Source organism: Microbacterium gorillae, assembly GCF_000826185.2.
Classification (GTDB): Bacteria; Actinomycetota; Actinomycetes; order Actinomycetales; family Microbacteriaceae; genus Microbacterium; species Microbacterium gorillae.
This window is the reverse complement of the sequence record NZ_LN648875.1, coordinates 1,524,073-1,537,135: the sequence shown is the minus strand read 5'-3', so window position 1 is coordinate 1,537,135 and position 13,063 is coordinate 1,524,073. Positions and strand designations below refer to the sequence as shown.

The following is a 13,063-nucleotide window of genomic DNA, read 5'->3' as shown; positions in this document are numbered from 1 at the left end:
AGCCTCAGACTCCGTCGCGGTGGCGGAGCTCGCGTCGCGTCAGCTGCCCGGCACCGGCCGACGCTTCGCCGGAGACGACGGCCACCTCGCCGGACACGACGGCCACCTCGCCGGTGCGCAGCGGTCCGCTGCCCCGCTCGGCGTCCACGCGCGCCGCGCGCCGGGCGGCCCGACGCTCCTTGGCACCCTCGACGAGGTTGTACAGCGTGGGCAGCACGAGCAGCGTGAGCACCGTGGACGAGACCAGACCACCGATCACGACGATCGCCAGCGGCTGGGAGATGAATCCGCCGTGGCCGGTGATCCCGAGCGCCATCGGGGTCAGTGCGAAGATCGTCGCCAGCGCTGTCATCAGAATCGGACGCAGTCGCATGGAGGACCCCGCGACCGTGGCGTCGTGGGCGGACAGCCCCTTCTTCCGGTACTGATTGACGAGGTCGACGAGCACGATCGCGTTCGTGACCACGATGCCGATCAGCATCAGCACGCCGATCAGCGACGCGACACCGAGCGGCACGCCGGTGATGATCTGCAGCAGGATCGCACCGGTCGCCGCGAACGGGATCGAGATCAGCAGCAGCAGGGGCTGGCGCAGGGACTTGAACGTCGCGACCATCACCACGTAGACGATCAGGATGGCCGCGAGCATCGCGATCCCGAGCTGACGGAACGCGTCCGTCTGCTGCGAGACGACACCACCGAGGGAGGTGTTCGCCCCCTGCGGGAGTTTGACGGCGTCCAGCGCCTTGGTGACCGTGGCCGAGGCGCTGGCCAGGTCATCGCCGGAGGGCGTCACGGTGACCGTCGCGGTGCGCTGTCCGCGATCGGTCGTGATCGAGGACGGGCCGTCCGCCTGCTTCACCGAGGCGACATCGGTGAGCTTGACGGGGCCGGCGAGCGTCGGGATCTGCAGGTCCTGCAGAGCCTGCAGCGTCATCGGCGGATTCTCCGTCTGGACGTAGACCTTGACGGTGCTGTCATCGATCTCGATCGTGCCGGCCTCCTGCGGCTGCATTGTCGCGTTCACGATGCCACCGACCGCGACCTCACTGAGCCCGGCGGCCGCGGCCTTCGCACGGTCCACGACGACCGCGATGTACGGCGTCGACGCGGACAGGTTCGAGGCGACCTGGCTGATCCCGGATGCGCCCGTGAGCTTCGCCGCGACGGCGTCGGTGGCCTTCTGCAGCGTTGCGGTGTCGGGCGCGGTGACCTGCACCTCGATGTCGCTGGAGCTGAGCCCCGCGGCCTGCGCGATCGTCACATCCCCGACGTCGGAGAGCTTGTCGACCGCCTTCTGCACGCGTGCGCGTACGGCCTCCTGGTCCGCGTCCGGATCGGTGGTGATCGAGTAGGTGACCCCCGAGGATCCCCCGCTGAACGCGTCCCGCACGGCGGAGCCGGAGGACCCGATCGACACCTGGACGGTCTTCACGCCGTTGAGGTCGATGATCGCCTTCTCGACCTTCTGAGCGGCCACGTCCTGACTCTCCAGGCTCGCCGCCGGACCCAGGTTCTGCGACATCGTGAACGTGTTCTGCCCGGAGTCGCCGAGGAAGTTCTGCTTCATGTGCGGAGCCAGGGCGACGCTGCCGCCGAGCACCAGAACGGCGATGAGAAGCGTGAGCCAGGAGTGCTTCAGGGTCCAGCGGAGGATCGGCAGGTACCCCCGCTGCAGCCGCGACGGCGGCGCGTCGGGGTGCTCCGGATCGATCGGCTCGCCCTCCGCGTCCCGCAGCGGCTTGCCCGGACGCATGAACCAGTAGGCCAGCACCGGCACGATCGTCAGTGCGACCAGCAGCGAGGAGACCATCGCGATCGTGACGGTGAGGGCGAACGGTCGGAACAGCTCGCCGGTCATGTCGCCGACGAACGCGATCGGGAGGAACACGGCGACCGTCGTGATCGTGGACGCGGTGATGGCACCGGCCACCTCGCGCACGGCGAGGATGATCGACGGGAGCTTCTCGGCGCCGGTGACGTAGTGCCGTTTGATGTTCTCGATCACCACGATGGAGTCGTCCACGACGCGACCGATCGCCATCGTCAACGCCCCGAGGGTCAGGATGTTCAGCGAGTACCCGAACGCCTGGATTCCGATGAAGGTGATCAGCACGCTGGTCGGGATCGAGATCGCCGTGACGAGCGTGGAACGCACCGACATCAGGAAGATCAGAATGATGATCACCGCGAACAGCAGGCCGAGCAGCCCCTCCTGCGCCAGCGACTCGATGGACTGCTGGATGTAGGGCGCCTGGTCGAAGATGACGGTGATCTTCGCTCCGTCGAGCTGCTTCTCCAGATCCGGGATCGCGTCCGTGACGACCTTGGAGACGTCCACGGTATTGGCGGCGGGGAGTTTGGTGACGGCGATCGTCAGCGCATCCTTGCCGTCCACGCGCGACAGCGAGGTGGTCGGATCGCGCTCCAGCTTCACGGAAGCCACATCTCCGACGGTCTTCGCGCCGGCCTGCACCTGCTGGGCCGAGGTCGGGACCAGCGGCAGCGCGGCGATGTCGTCAGCCGAGTCGAGCTTCGCGCCCGTCTGCACGGTGAGGGTCTTGTCCCCCTCCGTGATCTGACCGCCCGGGAACAGGATGCCGTTCTGCTTGAGCGCGTCGGTGATCGCCGACTGACTGAACCCGGCCGCGCCGAGCTTCGCCGGATCCGGGACGATCGTCACCCGCGCGTTGGTACCACCGACGATCTGCGCCGCGTTGACCCCGTCGAGGTGCTCCAGCTTCGGCACGACGACGGACTCGAGGCGTGCCTGCAGGTCGTCGGCGTTGCCGCTCGCCGCGGTCACGGCGAGCTGGATCGCCGGGAGGTCGTCGATCGAGATCGACAGCACCTGGGGTTCCACGCCGCTCGGCAACTGCGAGGAGATGCGGTTGATCGCCTGCGTCACCTTCTGCTCGGCGGTGGCCAGGTTCGTGCCGTACTGGAAGGACAGCTGCACGATGGAGGCGTTGGTGGTGCTCGTGGCGGTACTGGATTCCAGGTCCGGTACGCCCTGCACGGCGGTCTCGATCGGTCCGGAGACGTCGGTGTTGACGACTTCGGGTGCGGCGCCGGGGTACGTCGTGATGACGGCGAGACCCGGGAACTCGATCGACGGGATGAGCTCCTGCTTGAGGTTCACCAGAGCCAACGCGCCGAAGACGGCGACCACGACCGTGACGAGCGCGATCAGAGCACGGTTACGGAGGCTGAGCACAGCGAGCTTGAACACGGAATCCCCTCGAACGGCGGCGCGGACACGCCCGGCCAGTATCCCACGCGCGCCTGGAGCGGAATTGCGCGGCGGCTCAGCGCAGCGCGGTGCCGAGTGCGACGCCGAGGATCGCCGTGAGCACACACAGAACGAGGGATCCGAGGGCGTTGAACAGGGCCGCCGCCACCAGCCGCCGTTGCAGCATGAGCGCCGTCATGGCGGCCACCGAGCTGAACGTCGTGTAGCCGCCGAGCAGTCCGGTACCGAGCACCGTCGCGAGCTCGGATGATCCGAGGGCACCGCTCACCACGCCGAGTGCGAAGGACCCCGTGACGTTGACCAACAGGATCCCCCACGGAAAGCCCGGCCCGGCCCACCGCGTGACGGCCAGCTCCAGGCCCCACCGGAGCACCGCACCGACACCGCCGGCGAGGGCGACCGCGAGGAGCAGAGAAGGAGTCATCGCGCTCCCCCGCCCCAGCGCAGACCGAGCCACGCCGCCGCCGTGCCGACGACCACGGTGGCGAGCGCTGCGAGCACCCACCAACCGTCCGTCGCCTGGACCGCGAGCGCGCTGTAGGTGGTGAACCCCCCGAGCACACCGGTGCCGACCAGGAGTCGCACCGCGCGCGTGCGCTCGGTCTCCTCGCGCCGCGCGAGGAGTCCGTTGACGAGCCCGAGCAGGAAGGCTCCCACCACGTTGACCGTCGGCACGCCGATCTGATGCCAGATCACCGTGTCGGGCAGCAGCACGACCGCGCGCAGGGCCGTTCCGACCGCTCCGCCGACGAACACCAGGAGGAGATCACGCAGCACGGCGCCGCCTCGGGTCGTCGGTGTGGCGCTGGACACACGGCAACGCTACCCCGCGTTGACCCTTTGTCAGCGAGGGGGCTTGTCGCATGCACGGTGCGTCGCTATTTTGAGCCCAACCGGCCGGGGAGCCGGAAAAGGAGATGCACGAATGAACATTCTGCTTGTCGTCATCATCGTGATCGCGATCATTCTCGCGATCACCGGCGGGCTGAACGCCTCGCTGGGGTGGCTGCTGTGGGTCGCGATCGTGGTGGGCATCATCGCCCTGATCGTGTTCCTGTTCCGGGTCATCACCGGCACCCGCAAATAATCACCCCGACTGCGGCTCCTCGCGGGGGAGTCGAGCCGCAGCCCACGAATGAAGGAGGAAGCCATGGTGACGCTCGCCGTCATCCTCGGTATCGTCGGACTCGTGCTGCTGTTCGTCGGCGTCTTCGTCGGAGCCGCCAAGTTCCTGCTCTGGGTCGGAATCGTCATTCTCGTCATCGCCGTCATCGTCGGCCTGATGAGGTTCATCCGCCGCGAAACCTGACGCGCACGTCCAGAGGCCTCCGTCCACGCCCGTGGAGCCGGAGGCCTCTGTCGTTCTCGCCTGACGCCTCGCGGAAGCGCCCGGCGGCGAGGTCAGTCCAGCATGTGGTCCGCCCAGATCGCGAGCGCGTCCCGGACGAACGCGGCACCGCTCTCACCGCCGTAATTCACCGCGAAACGCGGATCGGCGACGTACATCTGACCGAGACCGAGCAGGTACCCGCGCAACCGCGTCGTGTCCGCCGCGGGGGTGCCGGGGGTCGCGCGCAGCCACGCGACGTGCCGGGCCGCGAGCGCCTGCGCCCGCTCGCCGGACGGGTTCTCGCCGGCCTCCGCCGCCGCGATCCAGTCCGCATTGAGCTGGGCGACGGCGGCTCTCCAATCCGCCTGAGCCGCGTCGCCGAGACCGCGCCACCACTGGTCCGACGCGCGGTACGCCTCCGCGCCCCAGCGTCGTTCGACCTCTTCGCGGTACTGCGTGTGGTCGAATCCGTCCAATGCCTTCTCCGCCATGAGCGGTTCTCCTTCCTTCCGGGCGCGAATCGTCTCGCGCACCGCCGTGATCTGTCGGTCCAGCCGGTCGCGCTCGTCATTCAGCAGATCCAGGTGGGTGGACAGCGCGTCCGCCTCCGTGACCTCGTGATCGAGGACGTCCGCGATCTGCGTCAGTCCGAGACCGAGCTGGCGCAGCAGCAGAATGCGCTGCAGGCGCACGAGCGCGTCCTCGTCGTAGTACCGATAGCCGTTGCCGGCGATGCGGCTCGGCGTCAGCAGTCCGACATCGTCGTAGTGCCGCAGCGTGCGGCTCGTGGTGCCGGCGAGACGCGCGACCTCCTGAATCGACCAATCCATGAGGTCCACGCTAGAGATTGACGCCACGTCAAGGTCAACGGGCGGAATCAAACTCTCAGGAAAGGCGGCGATCCGCACCGTGATGCGGCTCAGCGGTGATCCTCGACCCTGCGCGCCGGAATCCACTGTTCCTGAACGCGATATATCGTGTTAGCTTCTCATTACGCGATATATCGCGTTCATTCCGACAAGGGAGAAACGACATGGCCAACGAGAAGTGGCTCATCCACCCGGGCGAGACGCGCGTCATCGACGTCGACTCCGTCCCCCAGCTCAAGATCGGTCTGGTCGGCGGCCAGATCGACGTCGTCGCCCACGACGAGGACACCATCCGCATCGAGGTCCACTCGGTGTCCGTGAAGGACCTCCGCATCGAGCTCACGCACGACCTGCTCGAGATCGACCACCCCCAGTTGCGGTGGGACAACTTCCTCGAAGTGTTCCGCAACTTCGGCGCCGGCGGTCCGCAGGCGGAGATCTCCGTCGCCGTGCCGCGCGGGGTCGCCCTCACGCTCGGCGTCGTCAGCGCTCACGCACTGGTCACCGGGCTGGAGACCGACGCCAAGCTCAACACCGTCTCCGGCGACATCACCGTCGACGGTCTCCGGGGCGACCTGACCGCGAACGCCGTCTCCGGCGAGGTCCAGATCCGAGACCTGTTCGGCAAGCTGTCCGCCAACTCCGTCTCCGGATCGCTCGCCGCGACCGGAGAGATCACCAGTGCGGTCGTGGACACCGTCTCCGGCGACATCCTGATCGACAGCGCCGGAAACGTGCACGCGATCAGCGCCAACACGGTCTCCGGCGATGTGACGGTGCGCCTGGATCAGAACCTCGCCGCGAACTACGTCGTGCGCACGGTGAGCGGCAAGATCCAGCTGGACGGCGTCATGCGCTCCAAGTCCGGCCCGTCCAACATCACCGACTCGGTCGGTGAGCTCAGCGGCAGCTTCGTGGATCTGCGCGTGAACGGCGTCTCGGGCGACGTGACCGTCCTGCGCCGCGCCGAGACGGGAGCCTGAAATGCCCCCCGTCTTCTCCCACGGCGACCTCCGGCTGTACCTGTTGCAGCTGCTGGATGAGGAACCGCGGCACGGTTACGACATCATGCAGGCGCTGTCGGATCGCACCGGCGGGACCTACACGCCGAGCGCCGGCACCATCTACCCGCGCCTGGCCAAGCTCGAGGAGGAGGGCCTGGTCACCAAGACCGTCGACGGCCGCAAGACGATCTACGCCATCACGGACGCGGGACGCGCCGAGGTGCGTGAGCGGGCCGAGGATCTCGTCGGTATCGAGGCCGGCCTCGCCGACTCGGTCCGCCTGATCGCCGACGGTGTTCGCGCGAGCGTCAAGGAAGCCATGCGCTCCCTGAACGCCGACCTCGCCGCCGCGTCGCGGACCGCACGCGAGACCACCCCGCAGGACGAGCGTCAGCCGGACGACCGCGTCCGCAGCCGAATCGAGCTGCAGCGCGCAGACCGCGCGATCACGGAGTTCCGCGCTCGCGTCCGGACAGACCTGCGCACGTACGTCGCCAAGGGCGGCGCGCTCGACGCCGCCGTCGTCGATCAACTGCAGTCGGCTCTGGACGAGGCCTCCCGCACGGTGACCGCCGCCCTCCACCGCTGACCTCCCCGGCGACAAGTCCGAAACACCCAGGCACGTCTGAGACACCACGCATTGCGCAGGGTCCCGGACGTGCCTAGGTGTTCGGCGGATGTGTGTCAGCCTTCGGGGACGATCGGGTGATCGGCCGGCACCGGCTTCTCCGTCGGCACCACCAGGACGCTGCGGGACTGCCGGTGCGCCAGCCGAGCGGCCACCGATCCGTTGAAGAACTCTCGCAGCGTCTCGCCGAGGCCGGGACGACGGGTGCCCACGACGATGAGCGACGCGTCCACCGCCTTCGCGACATCGGAGATCGCGATCGCCGGATCCCCCGCCGCCGTCCGCATCGTCCAGCGCACGTCGTGGCCGACGAGCGCGTTCGCGGTCTCCAGTTCGATGGCCTCGACCTCGGCACCGACGGCCTCCTTGGCCAGCTCCACGCTGGCGTTGGGGATCATCCCGGTCGGATCGTCGAAGCTGAGGTAGCGCCCCTGATCGACGGTCACCACCACAAGGGATGTCGCGAAGAGCGTCGCGAACCGCGCCGCCTCCTGCACGACGTGCGGGCTCTGTCCGGCGACGAGCCCGACGACGACGGCACCGCGCAGTTCCTCATCCGAGCGGATCGCACGGGGGTCGTTCTGCGACATCGTGGTCATTCCTTCCGTTGCGGACGTGTTGGTTCCATGGTGCACGCTCGCGCGCTTGGCCGGGAGAGGCGGGGGCCGTGATATTCTGGTATTTACTCTTATCCGGTCGTGCAACCGGTCTTGTGAATCCGTCGGGCTCATGCATCAAAGCCCGCAGTCGAACTCGTGAGGGGGTCTCGCATGGGTCGTGGCCGTCAGAAGGCGAAGCACACGAAGCTCGCCCGCGAACTCAAGTCGTACAGCCCGTCGCTGAACGTCTCTGCGCTCGAACGTGAGCTCGGGTCAGAACATGACTCCGAGCCCGAGTACGTGGACAAGTGGGCTGACCAGTACGACGACGAAGAGGAGGACGAGCTCGAGCGAGCCTGATCGCTCGAGTCGTCATTCCAGACTCGTTCCGCCGGGCCGGACACCAGCGTCCGCCCGGCTTTCGTCGTCCCCTGTGAGCGAACCCGGGCCGGCAGCACCGGCCCGGGTTCGGATCAGCTGGTCTTGGCGACCTCGACCCAGGACAGGTACTCGTCGGTGACGTCGCCGGTGACGTACTCGCCGGTGAAGCAGCTCATGTCGAGCTCGGTGATGTCGGTGCCGTCCACGATCGCGTCGTGCAGGTCCTCGACCTCCTGGTAGACCAGGTGGTCGCAGCCGAGTTCCTCGGCGATCTCCGGGATGGTGCGTCCGTAGGCGACCAGTTCCTGGCGCGACGGGATGTTGATGCCGTAGACGTTGGGGTGACGCACCGGCGGCGCCGCGGAGGCGAAGGTGACCGAGGTGGCGCCGGCGTCGCGGGCCATCTGGATGATCTCCTTGCTCGTCGTGCCGCGCACGATGGAGTCGTCGATCAGCAGCACGTTCTTGCCGGCGAACTCGCTCGGCATCGCGTTGAGCTTCTGCCGGACGCTCTTCTTGCGCACCGCCTGGCCGGGCATGATGAAGGTCCGACCGACGTACCGGTTCTTGTAGAAGCCCTCGCGGTACTCGATCCCGAGCTTGCGAGCGACCTCCATCGCGGACGGACGCGACGAGTCCGGAATCGGCATCACCACATCGATCGTGCCGGCCGGGACGTGCTTGGCGATCGTGTCGGCGAGCTTCTCCCCCATCCGCAGGCGGGATTCGTACACGGCGATGCCGTTCATCACGGAGTCCGGACGGGCGAGGTAGACGTACTCGAACGCACACGGCGTGAGGTGCGTCTCGGTCGCGCACTGCTGTGCGGACATGACGCCATCGGTGTCGATGAAGATGGCCTCACCGGGCGCGACCTCGCGGACGACCTCGTAGTCGCCGTTGTCCAGGGCCAGCGATTCGCTGGCGACGATCCACTCGTCCTGGTCACCGGCACGGCGGCGACCGAGTACGAGCGGACGAATGCCCCACGGGTCGCGGAAGGCGAGCAGGCCGTAGCCGGCGATCACGGCGATGGCGGCGTAGGAGCCGCGCACCCGCTCGTGCACCTTGCTGACGGCCTCGAAGATCTGCGCGGTGTCCAACTCGGGGCCGGATTTGGTGTTCTGCAGCTCACTGGCGAGCACGTTCACGAGCATCTCGGTGTCGCTGGAGGTGTTCAGGTGCCGACGGTCACTGGCGAAGATCTCGGCGGACAGCTCACGCGTGTTGGTGAGATTGCCATTGTGCACCAGGACGATGCCGTACGGCGCGTTCACGTAGAACGGCTGGGCCTCCTCCTCGTTGCTCGCGGCGCCCATCGTGGCGTAGCGGACGTGGCCGAGACCGACGTTGCCGAGCAGTCCCCGCATGTCCCGGGTCCGGAACGCCTCGCGCACCATGCCCTTGGCCTTGTGGACGTGGACGTGGCCCCCGACCTCAGCGGTCGCGATACCGGTCGAGTCCTGACCGCGGTGCTGCAGCAGCAGCAGCGAGTCGTAGATGTCCTGATTGACCGGGCCGGCCCCGACCACTCCGACGATGCCGCACATGGGGTGTCTGTCGCTTTCGTTGTCTGTCAGTTGGCGTAGGCGCCGATGAGGCGCACCGCGCCGCCGTCGACGCCCTTGGCGCCCTGTTCGAATTCGCCGTCGGGGCGCGTGGAGGTGCGGACGGTGCCGACCTGCCATGCGGGGATGCCCGCGGCCTCGATCGCCGCGATGGCCTCGGCCACCTGCGCGCCGTCGACGACCGCGAAGAAGCCGATGCCGAGATTCCAGGTCCCCTCGGCGGACTCCAGCGAGGAGCCGGCGAGGTCACTCAGCACACGGAAGACGGGGGCCGGCGACCACGTCGAGCGGTCGACCTCAGTCCAGGAACCGGCGGGCAGCACGCGCGCGAGGTTCGCCGCGATGCCACCCCCGGTGACGTGGCTGAGGGAGTGCACGGCATCGCCGAGACGGTCGATGACCGCCAGCAGCGGCAGCGTGTACAGCCACGTGGGCTCAAGGAGTGCCTCGCCCCACGTCGTGCCGAGGTCCGCGGCCTGGTGTCCGTAGGCGATGCCGGCATTGGTGATGATGTGGCGGACGAGCGAGTACCCGTTGGAGTGCAGTCCGCTGGAGCCGAGCGCGATGACCGCGTCGCCGTCGCGCACGCGGTCGGCGCCGAGGATGCGGTCGGCTTCGACCACCCCGGTCGCGGCGCCGGCCATGTCGTAGTCGTCCGGCCCCAGCAGACCCGGGTGCTCCGCGGTCTCGCCACCGACGAGGGCGGTGCCGGTGGCGCTGCAGGCCTCGGCGACGCCGCGGACGATGTCCGCGATGCGCTCCGGGACCACCTTGCCGCAGGCGATGTAGTCCGTCATGAACAGCGGCTTGGCGCCGACCACGACGATGTCGTCGACGACCATGCCGACGAGGTCCTGGCCGACCGTGTCGTGCTTGTCGATGGCCTGCGCGATCGCGACCTTCGTGCCGACGCCGTCCGTGGACGACGCCAGCAGGGGCCGGCGGTAGCCGAGTAGGGCGGACGCATCGAACATGCCGGCGAAGCCACCCACGCCACCGAGCACTTCGGGGCCGTGCGTGGCCGAGACGGCCGACTTCATCAGCTCGACGGCGAGATCGCCGGCAGCGGTGTCAACGCCGGCTGCTGCGTAGGAATTTCGGGGAGCGGAGGCAAGATCTTCGGCCACGCCCTCAGCCTACTGGCTGGAACCTGGGCGCTCGCCCGCGAACGCGCGCGCTGTTGCGCGACCACCGCTCGCCTGCGCATCGCGGGCGGCCTGACCGGACGGCGGACACCGACGCGGCTGGAGCACCGGACGACGATCGTGCGAGCGCGACGACGCGTCAGTCCTGCGTGATGATCGTCTCGCGCTCGACCGTGACCTTCCGGGTCCGCTTGGCCATCGCACGGTCGAAGATCAGCGCCACGATGGCGCCGACGGCGATGCCGAGAACGATGCAGAACAGCGCCAGGAAACCGAACACCTGTCCGCTGGAGTAGGTCACGCCGATGACGCTCTGGTTACCGGCGTTATCGAACGCGAAGGTCAGGATGAGCGCGGCGACGACGCCCAGCGCGCCGCCGAGAACCAGGAACACCCCATACTTCGGAACCCGCCGGACGCGGGCCGAGGACACGGTGGGGTGAACACTCTCGTCGGCCATGGCTCCATTCTGGCACTCCTGACCTGAGCGTTCGCCCCGACGAAACGCGTCCGACAGGCCGCGGAACGCCGGAAAGACGCAGGTTGGGCCGGGTAGACTCAGCGGCGGCTTCCCCTGCCCGATCGGCAGCGGCGATGCCCGAAGAGCACCGATGGGATGTCATGGAAACCACCACTTCTGACCGCACCACCGCGACCGTCACGATCGACCCGGACGGCCGGGTGGAGATCGTCGTTGGCGACCGCACCGAGGTGATCCGGGAGTCCTCAGTGGAGGGCGCCCGCGCTGCCGCGATCAGCCTGGTCGCCGCGCACGCCACGCTGCTGGACACCCCGATCGCGATGACCTGCACGGATCCGTCCGGCGTGACCAAGCTGCTGGTCAACAAGGACGGCAGCGTGCACGAAGCGCCCCGCACCACGGCCAACGATGTCGTTCTCGAGGGTTCCATCTCCCCGTCCGACCGTGAAGCCGCCTGGGCCGCCGCGACCGCGCGCGCCGAGGCCGCCGAAGAGGCGCTGCGAGCTTCCCGCGGCGAGTGGAGCCCGCGCGGAGCGTCCGAGGCGCCCGCCCCGCGATCGGCTGCGACCACTCCCTCGGCCGGCGTCACCGAGGCCCCCGCCCCCGTCGAGACTCCCGCGCCCTCTCCCGTCGCCGAGGCGCCCCGCGTCACTCCCACGACGCGTGCCGCGGCAGCGGAGGAGGCCCGCCCGATGCGGGCTGCGACCACTCCCTCGGCCGGCGTCACCGAGGCCCCCGCCCCCGTCGAGACTCCCGCGCCCTCTCCCGTCGCCGAGGCGCCCCGCGTCACTCCCACGACGCGTGCCGCGGCAGCGGAGGAGGCCCGCCCGATGCGGGAGACCGCTGCACAGACGACCGAGCGCCCCGGCACGCCGCGCCGCTCGTTCATCGAGGAGGACGCGCCGCAGGCCCGCGCCGAGCAGGGCTTCCGCGGAGTGCTGGCCAAGATGGGCTTCAACGTCGCACCCTCGGCTGCGGAGGCCGCCGAGCGGGAAGACGTCGCTCGCGTCAGCCGCCACTGGGCCGGCCCGCGCACGATCGCGATCGTGAACGGCAAGGGTGGGGCGTCCAAGACGCCGACGACCGCGATGCTCTCCGCTGTCTTCGCCCGCAACGGCGGGTCCGGCGTCCTGGCGTGGGACAACAACGAGACTCGAGGCACGCTGGGCTGGCGCACCGAGCAGGCGCAGCATGACGCGACGGTGCAGAACCTCCTGCCCTACGCCGAGACGCTGATGTCGGCCGAAGCACAGGCCAGTGACCTGACGAACTTCCTGCACCACCAGCTCGCCGACAAGTACGACGTGCTGCGCTCGAACCCGAACATCCTCGCCGAGGACCAGCGCCTGACGATGGAGGAGTTCGACGCCATCCACGCGGTGGCGGCGAAATACTTCCGCCTCATGTTCATCGACTCCGGCAACGACGAGTCGGCGGATCGCTGGCGGCGGATGATCGACCGTGCCGACCAGATCGTCATCGCCACCACCGCCCGCGGTGAGCACGCCGAGGCCGGCGCCCTGCTGCTGGAGGCGCTGCGCGACCGTGGCGAGCACGCCGCGGACCTCGCGCGCAACGCCGTCGTGGTGGTCTCCCAGGCCGACCACAAGGGTGGCGTCGCGGCCGCCCAGCGCGTGGCCGACGGCTTCCGTCCGATGGCGCGCGCGACCGCGGTGATCCCGTTCGACCGCTCGATGCGGGCCGGGCGTCTGACCTTCGACGCCCTCGAGCCGGACACGCAGCGCGCCTGGCTCGCCGCCGCCTCCGCCGTCGCCGCCGGGCTGTAACCCGCCGGCCCCCTTTTC

At 68.8% G+C, this 13,063-nt stretch carries 14 protein-coding genes; 6 read left to right on the top strand and 8 right to left on the bottom strand.

Annotation, left to right across the window (positions count from 1 at the left end; genetic code table 11):
• Positions 1–4: 4 nt before the first annotated feature.
• The 3 genes from BN1193_RS16885 to BN1193_RS16875 all read right to left on the bottom strand — a co-directional run bounded on the left by BN1193_RS16885 (position 5) and on the right by BN1193_RS16875 (position 4,066).
• Positions 5–3,232: an efflux RND transporter permease subunit gene (locus BN1193_RS16885; protein WP_040168524.1), complete on the bottom strand. Its 3,228-nt coding sequence runs from the start codon at positions 3,230–3,232 to the stop codon at positions 5–7.
• A gap of 76 nt (positions 3,233–3,308) precedes the next feature.
• Positions 3,309–3,677 carry a fluoride efflux transporter FluC gene (locus BN1193_RS16880; protein WP_040168120.1) on the bottom strand — a complete coding sequence of 123 codons (369 nt, stop codon included), beginning with the start codon at positions 3,675–3,677 and terminating at the stop codon, positions 3,309–3,311.
• Positions 3,674–4,066, bottom strand: coding sequence for a fluoride efflux transporter FluC (locus BN1193_RS16875; protein ID WP_230206539.1), 393 nt, complete (start codon positions 4,064–4,066; stop codon positions 3,674–3,676). Before BN1193_RS16875 ends, BN1193_RS16880 begins: the two co-directional genes overlap by 4 nt.
• A gap of 112 nt (positions 4,067–4,178) precedes the next feature.
• Here BN1193_RS16875 and BN1193_RS18205 point away from each other — a divergent pair, with 112 nt between their 5' ends.
• Both BN1193_RS18205 and BN1193_RS18080 read left to right on the top strand, forming a co-directional pair.
• Positions 4,179–4,340 carry a hypothetical protein gene (locus BN1193_RS18205; protein WP_195907887.1) on the top strand — a complete coding sequence of 54 codons (162 nt, stop codon included), beginning with the start codon at positions 4,179–4,181 and terminating at the stop codon, positions 4,338–4,340.
• Between the two features lie 63 nt (positions 4,341–4,403).
• Positions 4,404–4,562 carry a hypothetical protein gene (locus BN1193_RS18080; RefSeq protein ID WP_154670792.1) on the top strand — a complete coding sequence of 53 codons (159 nt, stop codon included), beginning with the start codon at positions 4,404–4,406 and terminating at the stop codon, positions 4,560–4,562.
• A 92-nt stretch (positions 4,563–4,654) separates the two neighbouring features.
• On the opposite strand, the gene BN1193_RS16870 is transcribed toward BN1193_RS18080, so the two are convergent.
• Complete coding sequence (locus BN1193_RS16870; protein ID WP_040168118.1) at positions 4,655–5,413, bottom strand: MerR family transcriptional regulator; 759 nt, start codon at positions 5,411–5,413, stop codon at positions 4,655–4,657.
• Positions 5,414–5,616: 203 nt separating this feature from the next.
• Here BN1193_RS16870 and BN1193_RS16865 point away from each other — a divergent pair, with 203 nt between their 5' ends.
• Together BN1193_RS16865 and BN1193_RS16860 are read left to right on the top strand one after the other, a co-directional pair.
• Positions 5,617–6,435 (top strand): DUF4097 family beta strand repeat-containing protein, encoded by an 819-nt coding sequence (locus BN1193_RS16865; protein WP_040168117.1) that lies wholly within the window; start codon positions 5,617–5,619, stop codon positions 6,433–6,435.
• Position 6,436: 1 nt separating this feature from the next.
• Complete coding sequence (locus tag BN1193_RS16860; protein WP_040168116.1) at positions 6,437–7,045, top strand: PadR family transcriptional regulator; 609 nt, start codon at positions 6,437–6,439, stop codon at positions 7,043–7,045.
• Between the two features lie 95 nt (positions 7,046–7,140).
• Here BN1193_RS16860 and BN1193_RS16855 read toward each other — a convergent pair whose 3' ends face one another.
• Positions 7,141–7,674: a universal stress protein gene (locus tag BN1193_RS16855; RefSeq protein WP_230206538.1), complete on the bottom strand. Its 534-nt coding sequence runs from the start codon at positions 7,672–7,674 to the stop codon at positions 7,141–7,143.
• A 180-nt stretch (positions 7,675–7,854) separates the two neighbouring features.
• Here BN1193_RS16855 and BN1193_RS16850 point away from each other — a divergent pair, with 180 nt between their 5' ends.
• Positions 7,855–8,043, top strand: coding sequence for a DUF3073 domain-containing protein (locus tag BN1193_RS16850; RefSeq protein WP_040168115.1), 189 nt, complete (start codon positions 7,855–7,857; stop codon positions 8,041–8,043).
• 113 nt (positions 8,044–8,156) lie between these two features.
• Here the strand turns inward: BN1193_RS16850 and purF are convergent, their stop codons facing one another.
• The 3 genes from purF to BN1193_RS16835 all read right to left on the bottom strand — a co-directional run bounded on the left by purF (position 8,157) and on the right by BN1193_RS16835 (position 11,237).
• Positions 8,157–9,614 (bottom strand): amidophosphoribosyltransferase, encoded by a 1,458-nt coding sequence (gene purF / locus BN1193_RS16845; protein ID WP_040168114.1) that lies wholly within the window; start codon positions 9,612–9,614, stop codon positions 8,157–8,159.
• A gap of 26 nt (positions 9,615–9,640) precedes the next feature.
• Positions 9,641–10,759, bottom strand: coding sequence for a phosphoribosylformylglycinamidine cyclo-ligase (gene purM, locus BN1193_RS16840; protein WP_040168113.1), 1,119 nt, complete (start codon positions 10,757–10,759; stop codon positions 9,641–9,643).
• A 157-nt stretch (positions 10,760–10,916) separates the two neighbouring features.
• The gene (locus tag BN1193_RS16835; RefSeq protein ID WP_040168111.1) at positions 10,917–11,237 is read right to left on the bottom strand and encodes a hypothetical protein; all 321 of its coding nucleotides are present in this window, start codon (positions 11,235–11,237) and stop codon (positions 10,917–10,919) included.
• Between the two features lie 161 nt (positions 11,238–11,398).
• Here BN1193_RS16835 and BN1193_RS16830 point away from each other — a divergent pair, with 161 nt between their 5' ends.
• The gene (locus BN1193_RS16830) at positions 11,399–13,045 is read left to right on the top strand and encodes a MinD/ParA family ATP-binding protein (RefSeq protein WP_052460905.1); all 1,647 of its coding nucleotides are present in this window, start codon (positions 11,399–11,401) and stop codon (positions 13,043–13,045) included.
• The last annotated feature ends 18 nt before the right edge of the window (positions 13,046–13,063 follow it).

Excerpts from the sequence above, each read along its gene's own strand:
- BN1193_RS16880 (WP_040168120.1), bottom strand. The coding sequence starts at position 3,677 with ATGACTCCTTCTCTGCTCCTCGCGGTCGCCCTCGCCGGCGGTGTCGGT.
- BN1193_RS18205 (WP_195907887.1), top strand. The coding sequence starts at position 4,179 with ATGAACATTCTGCTTGTCGTCATCATCGTGATCGCGATCATTCTCGCG.
- BN1193_RS18080 (WP_154670792.1), top strand. The coding sequence starts at position 4,404 with ATGGTGACGCTCGCCGTCATCCTCGGTATCGTCGGACTCGTGCTGCTG.
- BN1193_RS16870 (WP_040168118.1), bottom strand. The coding sequence starts at position 5,413 with ATGGATTGGTCGATTCAGGAGGTCGCGCGTCTCGCCGGCACCACGAGC.
- BN1193_RS16865 (WP_040168117.1), top strand. The coding sequence starts at position 5,617 with ATGGCCAACGAGAAGTGGCTCATCCACCCGGGCGAGACGCGCGTCATC.
- BN1193_RS16860 (WP_040168116.1), top strand. The coding sequence starts at position 6,437 with ATGCCCCCCGTCTTCTCCCACGGCGACCTCCGGCTGTACCTGTTGCAG.
- BN1193_RS16855 (WP_230206538.1), bottom strand. The coding sequence starts at position 7,674 with ATGTCGCAGAACGACCCCCGTGCGATCCGCTCGGATGAGGAACTGCGC.
- BN1193_RS16850 (WP_040168115.1), top strand. The coding sequence starts at position 7,855 with ATGGGTCGTGGCCGTCAGAAGGCGAAGCACACGAAGCTCGCCCGCGAA.
- purF (WP_040168114.1), bottom strand. The coding sequence starts at position 9,614 with ATGTGCGGCATCGTCGGAGTGGTCGGGGCCGGCCCGGTCAATCAGGAC.
- BN1193_RS16835 (WP_040168111.1), bottom strand. The coding sequence starts at position 11,237 with ATGGCCGACGAGAGTGTTCACCCCACCGTGTCCTCGGCCCGCGTCCGG.
- BN1193_RS16830 (WP_052460905.1), top strand. The coding sequence starts at position 11,399 with ATGGAAACCACCACTTCTGACCGCACCACCGCGACCGTCACGATCGAC.